This is a genomic window from Cupriavidus sp. 86D6, assembly GCF_057815095.1.
Genome location: NZ_JBYPSB010000008.1, coordinates 172,314 through 188,429, shown reverse-complemented (window position 1 = coordinate 188,429; position 16,116 = coordinate 172,314). Strand labels below are relative to the sequence as shown.

Annotated in this window: 15 protein-coding genes and 1 pseudogene; 12 read left to right on the top strand and 4 right to left on the bottom strand. The window is 62.4% G+C overall.

Annotation, left to right across the window (positions count from 1 at the left end; genetic code table 11):
- Positions 1–528 precede the first annotated feature (528 nt).
- The 10 genes from AC3G88_RS19520 to AC3G88_RS19475 all read left to right on the top strand — a co-directional run bounded on the left by AC3G88_RS19520 (position 529) and on the right by AC3G88_RS19475 (position 10,647).
- Positions 529–1,467, top strand: coding sequence for an intradiol ring-cleavage dioxygenase (locus tag AC3G88_RS19520; protein WP_488773336.1), 939 nt, complete (start codon positions 529–531; stop codon positions 1,465–1,467).
- A 55-nt stretch (positions 1,468–1,522) separates the two neighbouring features.
- Positions 1,523–2,272 (top strand): SDR family NAD(P)-dependent oxidoreductase, encoded by a 750-nt coding sequence (locus AC3G88_RS19515; protein WP_488773337.1) that lies wholly within the window; start codon positions 1,523–1,525, stop codon positions 2,270–2,272.
- 38 nt (positions 2,273–2,310) lie between these two features.
- Entirely contained in the window at positions 2,311–3,195 is an 885-nt protein-coding gene (locus AC3G88_RS19510; protein ID WP_488773338.1) for a beta-keto acid cleavage family enzyme, read from the top strand.
- Positions 3,196–3,242: 47 nt separating this feature from the next.
- On the top strand, positions 3,243–4,220 hold the full coding sequence (locus AC3G88_RS19505) for a quinone oxidoreductase family protein (protein WP_153948875.1): 978 nt from the start codon (positions 3,243–3,245) through the stop codon (positions 4,218–4,220).
- Entirely contained in the window at positions 4,217–4,567 is a 351-nt protein-coding gene (locus AC3G88_RS19500) for a cupin domain-containing protein (RefSeq protein ID WP_153948874.1), read from the top strand. Before AC3G88_RS19505 ends, AC3G88_RS19500 begins: the two co-directional genes overlap by 4 nt.
- Before the next feature lie 91 nt (positions 4,568–4,658).
- Positions 4,659–5,759 carry a porin gene (locus tag AC3G88_RS19495; RefSeq protein ID WP_488773339.1) on the top strand — a complete coding sequence of 367 codons (1,101 nt, stop codon included), beginning with the start codon at positions 4,659–4,661 and terminating at the stop codon, positions 5,757–5,759.
- Positions 5,760–5,792: 33 nt separating this feature from the next.
- Complete coding sequence (locus AC3G88_RS19490; RefSeq protein ID WP_488893785.1) at positions 5,793–6,791, top strand: tripartite tricarboxylate transporter substrate binding protein; 999 nt, start codon at positions 5,793–5,795, stop codon at positions 6,789–6,791.
- A gap of 65 nt (positions 6,792–6,856) precedes the next feature.
- The gene (locus tag AC3G88_RS19485; protein ID WP_153948871.1) at positions 6,857–7,894 is read left to right on the top strand and encodes a LacI family DNA-binding transcriptional regulator; all 1,038 of its coding nucleotides are present in this window, start codon (positions 6,857–6,859) and stop codon (positions 7,892–7,894) included.
- A gap of 554 nt (positions 7,895–8,448) precedes the next feature.
- The gene (locus AC3G88_RS19480; protein WP_488893784.1) at positions 8,449–8,574 is read left to right on the top strand and encodes a hypothetical protein; all 126 of its coding nucleotides are present in this window, start codon (positions 8,449–8,451) and stop codon (positions 8,572–8,574) included.
- 51 nt (positions 8,575–8,625) lie between these two features.
- Positions 8,626–10,647: an FUSC family protein gene (locus tag AC3G88_RS19475; protein WP_488773341.1), complete on the top strand. Its 2,022-nt coding sequence runs from the start codon at positions 8,626–8,628 to the stop codon at positions 10,645–10,647.
- A gap of 114 nt (positions 10,648–10,761) precedes the next feature.
- Here the strand turns inward: AC3G88_RS19475 and AC3G88_RS19470 are convergent, their stop codons facing one another.
- The 3 genes from AC3G88_RS19470 to AC3G88_RS19460 all read right to left on the bottom strand — a co-directional run bounded on the left by AC3G88_RS19470 (position 10,762) and on the right by AC3G88_RS19460 (position 13,155).
- Entirely contained in the window at positions 10,762–11,796 is a 1,035-nt protein-coding gene (locus AC3G88_RS19470) for an MBL fold metallo-hydrolase (protein ID WP_488773342.1), read from the bottom strand.
- Between the two features lie 84 nt (positions 11,797–11,880).
- Positions 11,881–12,603 (bottom strand): nitroreductase, encoded by a 723-nt coding sequence (locus AC3G88_RS19465; protein ID WP_488773343.1) that lies wholly within the window; start codon positions 12,601–12,603, stop codon positions 11,881–11,883.
- A 3-nt stretch (positions 12,604–12,606) separates the two neighbouring features.
- Positions 12,607–13,155, bottom strand: a complete 549-nt coding sequence (locus AC3G88_RS19460) for a 4-hydroxylaminobenzoate lyase (protein WP_488773344.1) — start codon at positions 13,153–13,155, stop codon at positions 12,607–12,609.
- Positions 13,156–13,268: 113 nt separating this feature from the next.
- Between AC3G88_RS19460 and AC3G88_RS19455 the strand changes: the two genes are divergently transcribed.
- Positions 13,269–14,249 carry a LysR family transcriptional regulator gene (locus AC3G88_RS19455; RefSeq protein WP_488773345.1) on the top strand — a complete coding sequence of 327 codons (981 nt, stop codon included), beginning with the start codon at positions 13,269–13,271 and terminating at the stop codon, positions 14,247–14,249.
- 35 nt (positions 14,250–14,284) lie between these two features.
- Here AC3G88_RS19455 and AC3G88_RS19450 read toward each other — a convergent pair.
- Positions 14,285–14,653, bottom strand: a pseudogene (locus tag AC3G88_RS19450) (type 1 glutamine amidotransferase family protein); the annotation flags it as partial.
- Between the two features lie 394 nt (positions 14,654–15,047).
- Between AC3G88_RS19450 and AC3G88_RS19445 the strand changes: the two are divergent.
- Positions 15,048–16,115, top strand: coding sequence for an SGNH/GDSL hydrolase family protein (locus AC3G88_RS19445; RefSeq protein ID WP_488893783.1), 1,068 nt, complete (start codon positions 15,048–15,050; stop codon positions 16,113–16,115).
- Position 16,116 lies beyond the last annotated feature (1 nt).

Genomic DNA, 16,116 nt, shown 5'->3' with positions numbered 1-16,116 from the left:
TAAATGTAGTTCGGAAGAGGGACGCAGCCAAGCTCCGGAACGGTAGTGTTTACCCTTGCTCACGTCTTTCCAAGGGGAACCTCAGGGGGCGTGCTGGGACATGGCCACCGGCATCTTGGACGCCATACCGGGCCAGTGCCACACTGCTGGCCGATGGCCGCTCGAGATTGGCTGCGCCGCCAGCGACTTTGTGCCGCGCGCCCCGTGGGCCCTTGATGAATATGGCCGCCTAAGGGGGTGTAACAACCTCCGACAGGCTGCGGCACGCCGGATCGTCAGCTAGCAGGTCGCGGTTATCGGCATGACACACTTTTCTCTTCAGCTTTCGAACAACGGTCCGCGTGACTGGCGTAATCCTGCCGAGACCTCGATCAGCACTAGGGATTGTCCGGATGCTCCCGTAAGTGTTTGATTTCCATGAACTGTCATCCTGAATCGGATGGCTCGCCACATGCTCCTGCGGTTGTCCCCCTTGCCCTCAGACCGAATTCGACCATAATGCAAACGTTTGCATAAACGGGAGACGGTATGGAGACACATCACCTCGCTACGAAGGCAGAGTCCTTGCGTACGGTTGCGCTAATCGAGGGAGAGGATTCCGTGACAAAGGTCGTTCTGGAGGCTATGGCAGGGACAGAAGACCCGCGTCTGCGTAGAGTGATGGCCGCGTTGGTATCGCATTTGCACGCCTTTTTGCGCGAGGTTCGGCCCTCCGACGAGGAGTTCGAACGAGCGCTCGCATTCGTTGCCGCATTGGGCCAATCCACCCATGCGACAAACAATGAGGTAGTGCTGGCCGCCGATGTGCTCGGCTTGTCGACTCTGGTCACCACCATTAACAACAGCACCCACGATGGTCGTACCCCCGGTGCATTGCTGGGACCGTTCTATCGTGCCAATGCCCCGCGCTACGACTGCGGCGACTGCGTTGTCCAGGACGATCCTCCCGGCTTACCGCTGTTCGTCAGCGGTAAGGTGCGCGCGACGGATGGCTCGACGCTGGCCGGAGCGATGGTGGAGGTCTGGCAAGCCTCGCCTGTCGGCCTTTATGACAACCAGGATCCCCAGCAGCCCGACCGCAACTTGCGGGGCGTGTTTCATACGGACGCCAGCGGCAACTATCATTTCCGAACTGTCCGCCCGGCAGGCTACCCGGTTCCTACCGATGGGCCCGTCGGCACACTGCTTGCCGCCCAGAAGCGCCATCCATATCGCCCCGCGCATATCCATTTCATCGTCGCTGCACCTGGATACCGCACCCTAGTGACACAGGTCTTCGCCGACGACTCCGACATCCTGGAAACCGACGTTACGTTCGGCGTCCATCGCCAGTTGGTCGGCGCCTTCAGGCTGGTGGAAACAGGCTTGAGTCCATGGGGAGGGCTGCCGGCCCCGTTCTACACGCTGCAGTTCGACTTTACGCTCGAACCGGGCGAGCAGACGTTTCCCACACCTCCCATTGACTGAATCATCCCCACCAACTCACAAATGGGGCCATCTCGGCCACTCACTATCCCAAACCATGACTATTTCCAATCTCTCTGGCAAGGTTGCCGTCATCATCGGAGGAACCGGCGGCATTGGCTTTGCTGCTGGCCGCGCGCTGGCCAACGTGGGCGCCAGCGTCGTACTGACCGGGCGTGACGCCGAACGCACGGCAAAGACGGTCGAAGACCTCCCGGCTGGCAATCATATGGCCGCGCGTGCCGAAGTGGCCGATAGCGCCTCGCTGCAGGCGCTGGCCGCCGATGTGCTGCACCACTACGGCCGCGTGGACATCCTCGTTAACACGTCGGGCTTCACGCGCGCCATTCCCCACGCCGATCTCGATGCGCTGGACGACGCCCTGATCGACCAACTGTTCGCGGTCAACTGGCGCGGCCAGTTCGCGGCAATCCGGGCCTTCGCGCCGGCATTGCGGGCCGGCGGCGAAGGGCTGGTTGTCAACGTCGGATCGATTGCGGGGCGTACGGGGCAGGGCAGCAACGTGGCCTACTGCGCCGCCAAGGCCGGCCTCGACGTGATGGCGATGTCGCTGGGCCGGGCGCTGGCCCCCGAGATTCGCGTGCTCAATGTGTCGCCGGGCGTGGTCGACACGGGCTTCGTGCCGGGTCGCGACAGCTCGTTTAACGATCGGGCCGCCAAGACCACGCCGCTGCGGCGCATCGGGCATGCGCAGGACGTGGCGGACGCCATCGTCGCGTGCGCCACGTCGCTGCGGTTTGCCACCGGCACCACCATTGTGGTCGATGGCGGACGCCAGCTCGGCTGATCTTTTTTCCTTACGTGTTTTCCTTTTTCCAATCATCCATGCACGCCAGAAAGACCATCATCACCTGCGCGGTGACCGGCAATATCGTCACCCCAGAACAGCACCCCGGGCTGCCGGTGACACCGGCGCAGATTGCGGAAGCCGCGCTCGAAGCCGCGGAAGCCGGTGCCGCTGCCGCGCACATTCACGTGCGCGATCCGGCCACCGGGCGGCCGTCGATGGAACTCGACTACTACGCCGACGTCATCGACCGCATCCGCGTCCGCAATCGCAGCCTGATCATCAACCTCACCACCGGGCCGGGTGGGCGCTTCGTGCCCGACGAGAACGAGCCGCGCGTGGCCGCGCTCGGCACCACGCTGCTGCATCCGCTCAAGCGCGTGGCGCATATTGCCGCCTTGCGGCCGGACGTCTGCTCGCTGGACCTCAACACCATGAATTCGGGTGCAGACGTGGTCATCAACACGCCCACGAACGTACGCAAGATGGCCGAGGTGATCCGCAGCGCAGGTGTCATGCCCGAACTGGAGATTTTCGACTCCGGAGACCTGAACATGGCGCTCGACTTCATGCGCGACGGCGTGCTGGACGGCCCCGGCCTCTGGACCTTCGTGCTGGGCGTGAAGTACGGCTTTGCCGCCACGCCGGAGACGATCTTCTATGCCCGCAACATGCTGCCGACCGGCGCGCAATGGTCTGCGTTCGGTATTGGCCGCGCGGAATTCCCGATCGTCGCGCAGGCGTGGCTGGCGGGTGGCCACGTCCGCGTTGGCCTGGAAGACAACATCTATCTGGAAAAGGGCGTGCTGGCACCAAGCAACGCCGCGCTGGTGGCCAAGGCGCGCGACATCGTCAAGTCGCTGGGCGGCGAAATCGCGTCCGCGTCCGACGCCCGTGCGCAGCTTGGCCTGCGTGAAGCCTGAGGCCTGAGCCCTTCCGTATTCAATTTTCTATTGTCACGACATTTATCATGAATACCATTCAGGTTCACCAGAAAGCCCCGACCATCGACGCGCTGGAACTGTCGCTGATTGGCATGCCACGCCCGGAGGCCGGCGTCGGCCAGTGCATTGTTGAAGTGGCCAGCGCGGGGGTGAATCCCAGCGACGTGAAAGCCACGCTTGGCCTGATGCCGCATGCCGTGTGGCCGCGCACGCCGGGCCGCGACTATGCCGGCGTGGTCGTCGACGGACCGAGCCAATGGCTCGGGCAACAGGTTTGGGGCAGTGGCGGCGAGCTCGGTATCCGTCGCGATGGCACGCATGCCAAGTACTTGCGCATCGGTGTGGAGGCAGTTCGTGCCAAGCCGCCAGCGGTGTCGCTGATCGAAGCCGGCGCGGTGGGCGTACCCTTCATCACGGCATATGAAGGCCTGCGGCGCGCTGGCATGCCCAAGGCGGGCGATGTGGTGCTGGTGGGCGGCGGCAATGGCAAGGTAGGGCAGGCGACGATCCAGATTGCCACCGCGTTGGGCGCGCGCGTCTTCGCCGTGGAGCGCGGATCGGAACCGTATCGCGGTCACGCCAGCGGCCCGGTGCGCATGATCGATGCTAGCCGCGAAACCATTTCCACGGTGGTTCGGGACGAGACCGGAGGCCATGGCGCCGATATCGTCTATAACACCGTAGGCAGCCCGTATTTCGAGCAGGCCAACCTTGCCATGGCCATCGGCGCCACGCAGATCTTCATCTCGACCATCGAGAAGCCGGTGCCGTTCGACATCTTTGCGTTCTACCGCGGCCAGCACACCTACGTGGGCGTCGACACCCTGGCGATGGACAGCCAGGCCTGTGCCGCGATCCTGGATGCGCTCGCGCCGATGTTCGCCGCCGGCCAGCTCAAGCCGTTCCCGGTGTTGCCTGACTATACGTACACGCTGGCCAACGCCAAGGACGCCTACCGCGCCGTGCTGCAGGGCGCCACCGAACGCGTGGTGCTGACGCCATGAATACGACCCGATTCGACCAGGCGCCGGCCTACTACCCGGCCAACCACGAGGGCATGCACTGCCTGCGCCTCCAGGGGCACGAGGCGGGTCCTTCCGAAGCCCTGTGGCTGGGCGTCTCGGTGATCCTGCCAGGTGGTCACACGTCGCTGGACGCGTCACTCGTCGAAAAGCACTACGTCGTGCTGCAGGGCGAGGTCTGCATCCGGACCCCGTCGGAGAGCGTCACCCTGCGGCGCTTCGATTCCGTGCGGCTGGCGCCCGGAGAAGCCCGCCAAGTCAGTAATCCATCCAATCTTCCGGCCATGCTGCTGCTGGCCATGCCGTATCCCCCGCCCGTGGCACCGTAATTTTTTGATCCGGTTTTGCAAACGTTTGCAAAGCATCCATAACAACGAGGAGGAGACCCCCACGATGCGAAAGACCTTCAGGCGACACCGCATGGTCCCGCCAGCCCTGGTACTGGTGTCCGCCGGCATAACTGCCGGGACAACCGCCCCCGCAATGGCCGAAGATGGCGTGACGATCTACGGACGGCTCAACACGGCTTTCGAATATTCGCGCGCCAGCACGGCCACCGATGGCACCAGGCTTGGCAGCACGGCGCGGGTGACTAACAACCGGTCGGTGTTCGGCTTTCGGGGAGAAGAGGGCTTGGGCGGCTCGCTCAAGGCCGTCTGGCAGATCGAAAGCAACGTTTCGCTGGATACCGGGCAGGGGCAAATCGCCGGCCGCAATTCGCGGGTCGGCCTGCAGGGAGACTACGGCCTGGTATTCATGGGGCACTGGCAGACGCCCTATACCGAATCGACGGCGGGCTACGACCCCTACTACCCGACCACTGCCGGCTACATGGCGCTAATCGGCAACGGGTCGACGTCCAGCTCGGACAACGTGCAGGACACAAGTTCCTTCGACCGCCGCCAGAAGAACATCGTGCAGTACCGGTCGCCGCAGTTCTGGGGTGCCAGCCTGTGGCTGGGCTGGGGGCTGCCGGAGGAAAAGAACGCCGTTCTGCGCAATCCCGCGCTCTATTCGGCTGCGCTGGTTTACGACCAGGGGCCGCTCAGTGCAACGTTCGCCTACGAAATGCACCAGCACTATCAAGCTGCCGGGCGCAACGACAACGCACTGAAGGTGGCACTGGCTTACCAGTTACTTCCCGGCACCCGTCTGGCGGCGGTCTACGAACACCTGCACTACCGTACCGACACGGGGGACCTGCAGCGCAACGGCTACTACGCGTCGCTGGTGCAGAAGCTGGGGCCGGGCAGCGTGCGCGTGGGCGTTGCGTTCGCGCCCAACGGCACTGGATCGTCCACGGACACCATCGGCTTCTTCCGGAGCGGCCCGGAAACCGGTGCCACGCAGTTCACCGTGGGGTACGACTACCCGTTGTCCAAACGCACGACGCTTTACGCGTACTACAGCCGTATCAACAACAGGAAGAACGCGATCTACGACTTTGCCATCAACGAGCTTGGCGTCAGCGCCGGTGCCGATCCGCAAACCTTTGCGCTTGGCATGCGGCATTTTTTCTGACGCTGGCCCGGACATTGTTGCGAGGAGACCATCATGATTCGACAGTTTTTCAGCACCGTTGCCGTTCGCCCCATTGCCGCACTGGCGCTCGCGGTGGCTGCCGCCATGCCGATGCAGACGAGCGCCCAATCGCAGTTTCCGGCCAAGCCGATCCGTCTGGTCGTGCCGTTTTCGGCTGGTAGCGCCACCGATATCCTGGCGCGCATCATCGGCGCCAAGATGGGCGAGTCCGGCCCATGGCAGGTCGTGGTCGATAACCGGCCGGGCGCAGGCGGCACGCTGGGTGCCACCACGGTGGCAAAGGCTGTACCTGATGGCTATACGCTTGTCCTGGTGTCCGTGGGGCATGCCATCAATGCCACCTTGTACCCGAAGCTGAGCTATGACACGCTGAAGGACTTTGCCCCGGTATCGCTGGTGGCTTCGGTACCGAACGTGCTGGTGGTCAATGCTGCCAGTCCGTACAGGTCGGTGCGCGACATCGTTGCGGCGGCCAAGGCCAGGCCAGGCGCCTTGAACTTCGATTCTGCCGGGTCGGGCAGCTCCACGCACCTGAGCGGCGAGATGTTCAAGATGCAGGCAAAGATCGACATTGTGCATATCCCGTACAAGGGAACTGGCGAGGCCTTGACCGATGTGATGGCCGGGCGGGGCGACATGATGTTTGCGCCCAGCGTGTCGGCGATGCCGTTTGTCAGGCAAGGCAAGCTCCGCGCACTGGACGTCACCACGGCCAAGCGCGCTGGTGTGCTGCCCGATATCCCCACCGTGGCGGAATCGGGGCTGCCTGACTACGCCTTCGACTCGTGGTTCGGCGTGCTGGCGCCGGCGTCGACCCCGAAGGAGATCGTCAACGCCCTCAATGCCGAAATTGGCAAGGCGCTAGCCGCTCCCGACGTGCGGGAGCGGCTGGCCGCGCAGGGTGCGGAGCCACGGGCCAGCACCCCGCAGGAATTTGCCAGCTATATCCAGGCCGAGGTCGTCAGGCTGGCTCCGGTGGTCAGGCAATCCGGGGTGCGCGCGGGAGAGTGACGTAAGCCTGCCGGCAGACGCTAGAATGGCGCATCTCAATGATCCAGCCTGGCGTCCGCCGTTCCATGTCCGATAGAAAGCGCGTGACTATCAAAGACCTTGCCGCAGAGGTGGATGTGCATTACTCCACGGTGTCGCGGGTGATGAATCCCGCGACGCGTCACCTCGTCGGCGAAGAGGTGGCGACGCGCATCCTCAAGTTGGCCGAGGCGCGCGGCTTCCGCCCGAACCGCATTGCCGCGGGACTGCGCACGCAGCGCTCGGGGATGGTTGGCGTGATTCTGCCCGATATCGCCAATCCGGTGTTTCCGCCCATCCTGGCGGGCATCGAGTCGGTGCTGGCCCGGATGGGCTATGTGCCGATCGTGGTAAATGCCGGCATCGAGCGCACGCGGCAGCGCTTTGTGGTCGACCAGTTGTTGGCGCGCCAGGTGGAGGGGCTGATCCTGGCAACCGCCGAGCGCGACGACCCTTTGCTTGAGTACTGCGTGAAGGTGGGCATCCCCGTGGTCATGGTGAATCGCGGCGAACACACGGGCCGCGCCTCGTGCGTGGTCAGTGACAGTGCGCTCGCAATGGCGTTGACGGTCGATCACCTGGTCTCGCTTGGCCATCGCTGCATTGGGCACATCGCTGGTCCGGCTAGTACTTCCACCGGCGAGTCGCGCCGCGAGGGTTTCCTGCGAGCGGTCAAGCACCATCGACTCCGGCGTAGCGAATATGGTGTGGTTGAGGCCGAAAGCTATGCGCGCGAAGCGGGTCGCAAGGCTTGCGCCCAGTTGTTCGATGCGCTGCCCGGCTTGACCGCTATCGCCGCTGGCAATGACCTCGTTGCCATGGGTTGCTACGACTACCTGCGAGAGCAGGGTATCCGCTGTCCGGACGACGTATCGATCGTCGGCCACAACGACATGCCTTTCGTCGATGCGCTGACGCCTCCACTCACTACCGTCCGTATTCCAGTGCATGACATGGGTGAGCAGGCGGCAGAATTGCTACTTCGGCGGATCGCCAGACCGCTGACGGCCAGTGTCGTGATCGAACTGCGTCCAGAACTTGTGGTGCGGGGGTCTACAAAAGCACCTCGGGCAGCAGCGAGCTAATTGCTAGTAAAGCGAACTATCCTCTTTCGTCAAACTTGGGTGGGCCTTTGAGGCTGAAGGGCATTCACCGCGTAACGCGATCCGTACACCGACGGCGCCTGAGTGCAATACCGATTGCAGAAATAGGAACGGCGTCAACCCAAACGTTGACGCCGTTTTTCTTATGCCGGTTGCGGATACCGTGCAGCCATTCAGGTTTCGCACGATGCGATGCCCCTCCCTGCACAGTTGCGCCGCCGTGTCGCCCCGGCCGGTCCAGAGCGTGGACATCACCGCGTACTCGGTTCGGACGCCAAACCGATCCTGGCGAACATGAGGCACGAATTCTGGATTAATTGTTCGGCGTTTCCAAAAATAGCAATGGCTTCTTGTCGCCAACCCCATGTCGCATTCCCGGGAAAAACCCTAGGATGCCCCACTAGATTGCTGCTGCCCGCCAGCACGACCTGTGTCCGCGATGGGTCTTCCTGCCGACGCCTTCACGCGAAGGCGTCGACGGCGTTTGATGACCCTGTCGCGCGATCGAACCCTTCACATTGCAAGAGGAACGCACAGTGAAAATTGAAGACATCCGTCGCAACGCCTTTGCCATGCCGGTCCACAATCCAGCCGGCTCTGACGTCACCCCAATCGAACACCCTGTTGCTCGCGCCGGCAATCGTGAGGTCCGGGCGGCATGAACGCGAGGATATGCGGCATGTACGCCTGGCCGCACTACTTCTGAATCCGTGATGAATGTTCCACGATTAATATCCCTCGACCTGAAGGCGCTGGCCCGCTTGCCGTCGGACCCTGCATGGTCCGGGTGGATATTTGCCATCCGTACCACGGCAGCCTCGCTGATCGCGCTTTACATCGCCTTCCTGATGAACCTGGACGATCCGAAGTGGGCGGCGATGACCGTATGGATCGTGGCGCAGCCCCATCGGGGCATGACACTCTCGAAAAGCCAGTACCGGATCGTCGGGACGGTAATCGGGGCCGTGGTGGCGGTTGCACTCACCGCGCTCTTCGCGCAGACGCCTGAGTTGTTCCTGCTGACGCTGGCAGCGTGGATTGGCATCTGCACCGCCGTGGCGACCTCCCTGCGGAACTTCCGGTCCTATGCCGGCGTGCTTGCCGGCTACACAGCCGCTATCGTTGGAATGGGTGCTGGCACTGCGCCACTGCACGCATTCGATATCGCCGTCGCCCGGTGCCTGTACATCATTCTGGGCATTGTGGTGGAGGCGGCGCTGACCAGTTGCTTCGCGATTGGTGAGCCGGATCGCGACCTGCGCAACCGGTTTGACCGCTACGTGGCGCAAGCCTCCGGCATGTGTGCCAGATTGCTGCGCCGGGATCAGGATGGCGAGGCGATGCACCGGCTCTTTGCCGGGGCGATGGTGCTCGATACCGCAGCGGAGTTCTCCGCGGCGGCGTCGTCCACGGCCAGGCGAAAGCTCGGGCACTTCCGCGAGCTGGCCGTGTCCGTGCTCGCGCAATTGGCCGCTGCGCAGACGCTGGGCGAGCAGTTGGCTCGGCATCCCGAGATCGACAACGGGCTGGTGGAGGACACCGCGTGTCTGCTCGATCGCGTGACCAAGGCGCCGGATGGCCTGCAGACGGACATTGCCGCAATGCAGTGGCGGGTTGACCAGGCGCTGCAGCGCGAGGGCTCGCGGACCGATGGCGACGCCGCGCCGCAACTGATGGTGCTGAATCGGATCCGCCTGCTGCTGGCCGCCCTGCAGGACGTGACGACGCGTGCCGCGCAGGTCGACCAGCCCGAGGTGGGGGCGTCGCGCCAGCGCCTGACCTATCACATCGACGCTGTCCTGGCATGGAGAAACGGCATGCGGGCCTTCGCCGCAGTGCTGGCTGCCTCGGCGTTCTGGATCTTCAGTGCGTGGCCGTCCGGTGCAGGCTTCGTGACGATTTCGGGGGTGGTGAGTGCGTTGTTTGCGACCCGACCAAACGCCGTGGGTGTCTCACTTGCCTTTCTCAAAGGAGCGGTGTGCGCGGCGCTGGTGGCGGCGTTGTGCAACTTTGCGTTGTTGCCTGCAATCTCGGGGTTCGTACCGTTTGCCTGCGTGGTGGGGTGCTGCATGGTCGCCGCGGGGGTGGCGATGTGCAATCCGCGCATCGCCGCGATCGGCAATGGCGCGGCGGTCTTCTTTTGGAACTTCATTTCCCCGCTCAATGGTGCGCGTATCGCGGATGCGGCATTCCTCAACGGGGCGGTCGCCACCCTGATCGGCATTGCCTTTGGCGCCGCCGCGTTCTCGATCCTGTTGCCCGCGGACCCGGATGCCGTGCGACGGCGGCTACGGCGTGCCGCCTACCAGGACCTGATCCAGATCGCCGACCGCCGCAGGGGATGGCGCGCCAAAGCATGGCTTGGTCGGACTGCGGACCGGTTGAACCGCCTGACGGCGGTGGGCAGCACCGATGGCGCCGTCGGGGAAGCCGACGTTCGTGGCCATATCGCCGCCTGGGCAATTGGCTACAGTTTGCTGGCCATGCAGGAGTTGGCCAATACCAGCGGCACCGTGCGCCGTCTCCTGGCGGTGGTGCAGCGGCACATTCAACAAGGGGATCTGGATCGCGTGGTGCGTGTCTGCCGGTCGGCGGCAAGTCGACTGCAGGGCAGGGGCAGTGGACTAAGCGATGACAGACGCGAACGGCTGACAACGGCCATCCTGCTGCATTCCATTGCGGACCGGGCCAGTACGCACGGCGCGTTCCTGCAGGGCCAGGCGCCGGCGCACTGAGCCTCGAAACGGCAGTCACGCGCACTGGCGATCGGATCATTCTGCCATCGACGCACTTGCTCAGGAACGCTACCCCAAGACACCGAGCGGGGACCAACCGCTTGACAGCAGAGGCTAGATATCGGCCTGCAGTCCTGCGTAGACCATTCTCGTAAATTGATCGCCATTGAAGACGAAGTTTCCCCATTTGGCATCGAAGTCTGCTGTTGGCTTGGCTGCGACGATCTCCTCTAGCGTCTTTCCGGCCTTCTTGAGCGCCGCTACGTTGTTGCGCACAGTCACCAGCATGTCGCGAAACTCGATGAGCTGAGCCCGCGTGCCTACGGCCCCATGCCCAGGAATGACGATCGTGTGGGAGGTCGTCCGGGCTACCGCCTTGCTGGCCCATTTGATCGCGCCGTCGATGCTGCCCCCATCTTCGTTGTCAATATACGGATATAACCCGTTCCAGAAAGTGTCGCCCAGCACCAGCACGTCGGCGTTCCTGAAGTAGACCCATAGATCCCCGTCCGTATGACCTTGGCCAAAATTCTCCACTTCGATCATGGCGCCGCCAAAGTTGAACGTCATCCCGTCGTCGATCAACAGCGTTGGGCGTGCTGATTGTTGGACCGGGTCAAACGTCCAGTTCCAGGCATTCACATGTGTTCTTTCGGTAAGGTGCTTATAGGTATTCCTATGCGCCACGATCGTGGCACCTGCCTCATGCATCCAAGCATTGCCATCCGTGTGGTCCCAGTGCCAATGCGTATTCACTACGTACCTGAGCGGGCGTGGTCCGATTTCCTTGATGGCTTCCTGGAGCTTTTCCTGTGACTTGCTGATGCCGGCATCGACCAGGAAATTGCCCTCCCGAGTCGCGAGCACAGTGATGTTGCCGCCGGAGCCCATCAGCACGGTGATATTGCCACGCACCGGCTTCCTGACGAGATCCTTGTCGGCGCGGCGCAAATATCTTGCGCCAGCCCCCGTATGAAAATAGTCGTCAGCCGTCACCTTGGCATCGGCGACGATCTGTTGGGTGAAATCGGAGGCCGATGCAGCGGTGGGGGCGAACGCAGCGGCGGCAAAGCTGATCCCTGTCAGCAAAAGGCTGAGCAGAGTGTTCACGTTGGATCGGAACGTCTTGAACTTGAAAAGGGTGGTCATCTTGATACGTGTTGTGCAGTGTCGCCATCCATGTGTGGCGGAGCGGCGTCTGTTCGGACGAACATTGGGATAGCCGCGATGGGATTACCGACCGGCAGTGCCGGGAAAGCCCAATAGGCGCGCGAAGTCCCCCACGCGTGCGCGTGGCATCCTCGTCTGATTGACCTCGGCTTCGGTGTCACCGAAGCCCAACGCCATACCGAAAGCAGTGACTTCCTCGGTAGGCATATTCAAGTACGATGCAATCTGCTCGTGGAACGGTGCGAAGGCGACCTGGGGACATGTGTCAATGCCCCGCGCCTTCGCGGCAATCATGAGGTTCTGCGCGAAAAGCCCGATATCGATCCAACTGTGCGGCTTCAGTCTGCGGTCGATGCTGATGATGAGACCCACCGGAGCGCCGAAGAACGAGAAATTCTTTTCGGTCTGGCGCGAGCGCGCCGCCGTGTCGTTGCGATCGATACCAAGCGACGCGTAGTAGCGTGCGCCGAAATCAATTAGTCTCGTGCGAAAAAGGTCAGGCAAGGGCTCAGGAAAGTGAGCGGGAGCGGGAGCCAACCCGCCCCTGTGAGCCGCGACCAGGATGTCGGCAAGTTCGTCCTTGACGGTACCTGTAACCACGTACACGCGCCAAGGCTGAATGTTGGCTCCGCTCGGCGCGGCGGCCGCTTCCTGCAGGATCTGCTCGACCACGTCCTGGCGCACGGGCTCTGGCTTGAACGCACGGACTGACCGCCGCGAGGTGACTACTGAGGCGACACATTGCGTGATCGCGTCCTGGGACCATTTACTAATCGTCTGGACCATGACTCACTCCTGCGGGGCTTCGTGATAGGAAATGCGCCCGGAAGGCAGGAAGAACAACGCGATCACTGCACCCCCTTTTGCTTCGGGGTAGTGATGGCTCCCAGGAGCGGGGGCGGTCCAGCCACCCGTACACCAGCCATTCGGACCGTTGAGTGCCGCGCCAGCATTCAAAGGCACGACCATGTTGAACTCCCCATATGGATGGCCGTGGTATTGCCCGCGGAACCGACCGTCCAGATGTCCCTGGGCATTGCCAGTGCTGTCCATATACACCGCAGTGATGCTGAAGTGCAGCGTGCGCTCGGAGGGCTCCGCGATGCGACTACGGCGATAGGTTGGGCCTTCAATATCGATGTTGGCCGCCCAGCCATCCTCCACACCCTTGCGCACCAGGGAAGACAACGTTCGGTACAGCTGGCTGGCAGGTCCGTATTTCCGGTTGAGCCAGCTTTCCACCTCGGTGCCGGTCGTGAGGTCCTTCACTTCCTCAAGGAAGGGGATGCATCGCTCGATCAATGCTTCGCGATCGCTGTCCAGTGTTTCTGAAGTCATGGTTCGCTTCCTGTCCAATAGTGGAAGCCATAATGCGCCGCCAGTGAATGGAATGGAATTGATGTCTGTGCATCTGCATAATGAAGGCAATTCAATGAGCGAGCGACACCATTATGAGCATTGGACGTACGGATCTGAACCTTCTGAAGGTTTTCGAGGCCGTCTATGAGGAGCGGAATCTGATCCTGGCCGGCAAGCGTCTGCACCTCACGCAATCTGCGGTAAGCCATGCGCTACGCAGGCTTCGCGAACTGGTGGGTGACGAGCTTTTCATACGGAGGGGCAAGGGCATGGTGCCTACCGGGCGTGCCCTGTCGATGGCGCCAACGTTGCTGGATTCGATTCGCCGTATCGAGAACGCCTTGGGCACGGAGCCGTTTTCTCCAGGCCAGTCCAGGCGTAGGTTTGTCATAGCGGCGAACGACCACGTTACGGAAGTAGTCGTAGCGCCACTTTCGCGGGAGTTGCAGAAGTCGGCGCCCGGCGTGGACCTCGTCATTCGGCCGTCGACACGACTGGATCTCGCGGAGCAGATCGACTTGGGGCGTATCGATATCGCCATCGGCATCTTCTCCCAGGTTCCACATCGCCTGAACTCGTGCGAGCTGATGTCCCAGGGTGAGTCGATCTTGATGTGCAAAGGACATCCGGCCTCACGAAGAAAGCTCAGACTCGAGGATCTGGCGACGTACCCGCTTGTCACGCTGTCAGTGGGCGGGCAGGAGGAAGGGGCGGTGGGGGGATTCATCGTCGAGCGCGGGTTGGCTCGCCAGTCCGAGATGTTCGATCGACGAGCATTGGAGGAGGCGCTCCTTGCGTCCGGTGCGACGCCGCGGCTGAGAGTCACGGTCCCACACGCGCTCGCCATTCCGGCCATGCTTCGCCAGACGGACATGCTGTCGATCGTGCCGGCGTCGCTCGCCTTGGCACTCGCAGATCGTGGGGGCCTGACTCGTCGCGCACCACCTTACCCATCACGCACGGAAATCATGCGCGCGGTCTGGCATGGCCGTGACGATGACGATGTGGGGCATGCCTGGCTGCGCGAGATGATTGTGAAGATTGCGCAGACTTCAGAAGCAGCGCTGAAGTAGGCAGAAGGCGGCCGCCTGGACCGGGTCGTCGCTCGCTTGCCGTCGAGCAGGCCAGCGTCTGCCAGTACGAAGACACCGGTGCAGAGGCCGGCGGTTCGGCGCGAGCCCTCCGACGCCGCGCGGACGAAGGTCAGTTCCGCAGAGGTGCTGGCGCGCTGGGTTGGATTGACAATGCCACTGATCATCCAGGTATCGGCGTCGGTGGCGCGGTGGACGGGTTCGGTCTTGACGGAGACGCCGAGCGATGCATGGACATCTCCACCCTGCATCGAATAGACGGTCGTGCTCAGCAAGCGTGCGGCCGCTTGGCGGCTCCTTCTTCGCCAAGTTGGGCCGCCAATAACAGTGGCTTCCTTGGGTATGCAAGGCGTGCTCCGGGCAACGCCGCGTTCACGGCGGCCCACGATGGTGTCCCCAGAGCAATCGGCGGCGGCCTGCTGATTCCAAAGTGTGAAGCCTAATCAGATTTAGTTAGGCCACTAGTCGGATATCCGATTCCGTCCTCTGGCGGAGTTTCTCGTCGACTTCCTCCGTGTAATTTTTACGAAAACGGAGAAATCAATGAAAAGACGCTATGTGGCATTTGCAACGATTTTGCTAATTGTCTTCCTTTCGGGATGCGGAGGAGGTGGCGGCGAAACTCCGACACCGGTCGCGAGCGGCGGCGGGTCCCCGCCATCAGAGCCGAGTGGACCCGCCGCGCCCCCCAGGCCCTCCTCGCCGTCACCGTTGACAGATCTGGAGGCCACGAAGGCTTTGCTCAAGGCGGCCATGTCGGCTGGCGGAGCGCCCGCCACGATGGCATCGCCTCCCATCGTTACGCCGGGCATTGCCAATATGCCGTCCAGCATCAAGGACAGCAGGCTGGTGCCGCCGGACAGCCCAGCGCTGCGATACATCGGCGCAGTAAAACAAGCAGGGCCCGACTATCCGGACGACCAACTGGTCAAGAACACAGCGGTGAACTACGGCGTGCTCGGTCCCGACTCCAACATCTATTACATCGAGTTCGTGACCGACGCTCCCACCTTCGAGATCATGGTTAAAGGAAACGTGGAGGCTTCCGCGCACCGGCTTCTCGTGGATGGCGCGTACGCCACGACCTCGGCCGTCGCTTATCCTGACGATGGCAACCTGTACCTCACGCGAGTCGACTTCCAAGGAGGTCGGAAGTCGAGGAACATTCGGATCGAGACGCCCAACATGCGATTCGGCGGGCTACGGATTGCCCCGGGCGACTCCATCTCAGCCCCGCCCGCTGAGCCGAGGCTGCGCGCAGTCATTTTGGGTGACTCGATCACGGAAGGGATGGCCGGGCAAGGATATAGCTTTGACAACTACGCCACCCGGCTTGGATATCTGATGGGCTGGAAGGACATGTATCAGTCCGGTGTCGGCGCTACGGGATACCTGGAGGCCCCCGACGGCAAACTTAAACTACGCGATCGACTTTCCACCGACGTCCTGCCATTCAGCCCACATGTGCTGGTTATCGCGGCCGGCACTAATGACACCGGTCATCCGAAGGCCGAGTTGCAAGCCGAGGCGACAGCTCTCTTTGATGCCGTGGAAAAGCAACTGCCGTTCACTGTTGTTTTTGTTCTAGGCCCCTGGTCACCAGGTTCCACATTTATCGATCAACGGGATGCCATCAAGGCGGCGGTTGGAAGTCGCGTCAATTTTCACTTCATCGACAATGTCGGCGAGCGCTGGCAGACCGGCACGGGGAATGCTGGCGATCTGAATGGAGATGGCAATGGCGACATCTATGTGTCTGAGGATGGCACGCATCCCACACCCGCCGGCCATGTGTATCTAGCAGGCAAGGTCGCCGATGCGGTGATGAAAGTTGTGAAAGGGTTCTGAC

What these genes read in the sequence shown, in the direction of transcription:
- AC3G88_RS19455 (WP_488773345.1), top strand. Translation starts at nt 13,269, where the DNA reads ATGAGCATTGGACGTACGGATCTGAACCTTCTGAAGGTTTTCGAGGCC.
- AC3G88_RS19465 (WP_488773343.1), bottom strand. Translation starts at nt 12,603, where the DNA reads ATGGTCCAGACGATTAGTAAATGGTCCCAGGACGCGATCACGCAATGT.
- AC3G88_RS19460 (WP_488773344.1), bottom strand. Translation starts at nt 13,155, where the DNA reads ATGACTTCAGAAACACTGGACAGCGATCGCGAAGCATTGATCGAGCGA.
- AC3G88_RS19490 (WP_488893785.1), top strand. Translation starts at nt 5,793, where the DNA reads ATGATTCGACAGTTTTTCAGCACCGTTGCCGTTCGCCCCATTGCCGCA.
- AC3G88_RS19470 (WP_488773342.1), bottom strand. Translation starts at nt 11,796, where the DNA reads ATGACCACCCTTTTCAAGTTCAAGACGTTCCGATCCAACGTGAACACT.
- AC3G88_RS19520 (WP_488773336.1), top strand. Translation starts at nt 529, where the DNA reads ATGGAGACACATCACCTCGCTACGAAGGCAGAGTCCTTGCGTACGGTT.
- AC3G88_RS19475 (WP_488773341.1), top strand. Translation starts at nt 8,626, where the DNA reads ATGAATGTTCCACGATTAATATCCCTCGACCTGAAGGCGCTGGCCCGC.
- AC3G88_RS19495 (WP_488773339.1), top strand. Translation starts at nt 4,659, where the DNA reads ATGGTCCCGCCAGCCCTGGTACTGGTGTCCGCCGGCATAACTGCCGGG.
- AC3G88_RS19445 (WP_488893783.1), top strand. Translation starts at nt 15,048, where the DNA reads ATGGCATCGCCTCCCATCGTTACGCCGGGCATTGCCAATATGCCGTCC.
- AC3G88_RS19515 (WP_488773337.1), top strand. Translation starts at nt 1,523, where the DNA reads ATGACTATTTCCAATCTCTCTGGCAAGGTTGCCGTCATCATCGGAGGA.
- AC3G88_RS19500 (WP_153948874.1), top strand. Translation starts at nt 4,217, where the DNA reads ATGAATACGACCCGATTCGACCAGGCGCCGGCCTACTACCCGGCCAAC.
- AC3G88_RS19505 (WP_153948875.1), top strand. Translation starts at nt 3,243, where the DNA reads ATGAATACCATTCAGGTTCACCAGAAAGCCCCGACCATCGACGCGCTG.
- AC3G88_RS19510 (WP_488773338.1), top strand. Translation starts at nt 2,311, where the DNA reads ATGCACGCCAGAAAGACCATCATCACCTGCGCGGTGACCGGCAATATC.
- AC3G88_RS19485 (WP_153948871.1), top strand. Translation starts at nt 6,857, where the DNA reads ATGTCCGATAGAAAGCGCGTGACTATCAAAGACCTTGCCGCAGAGGTG.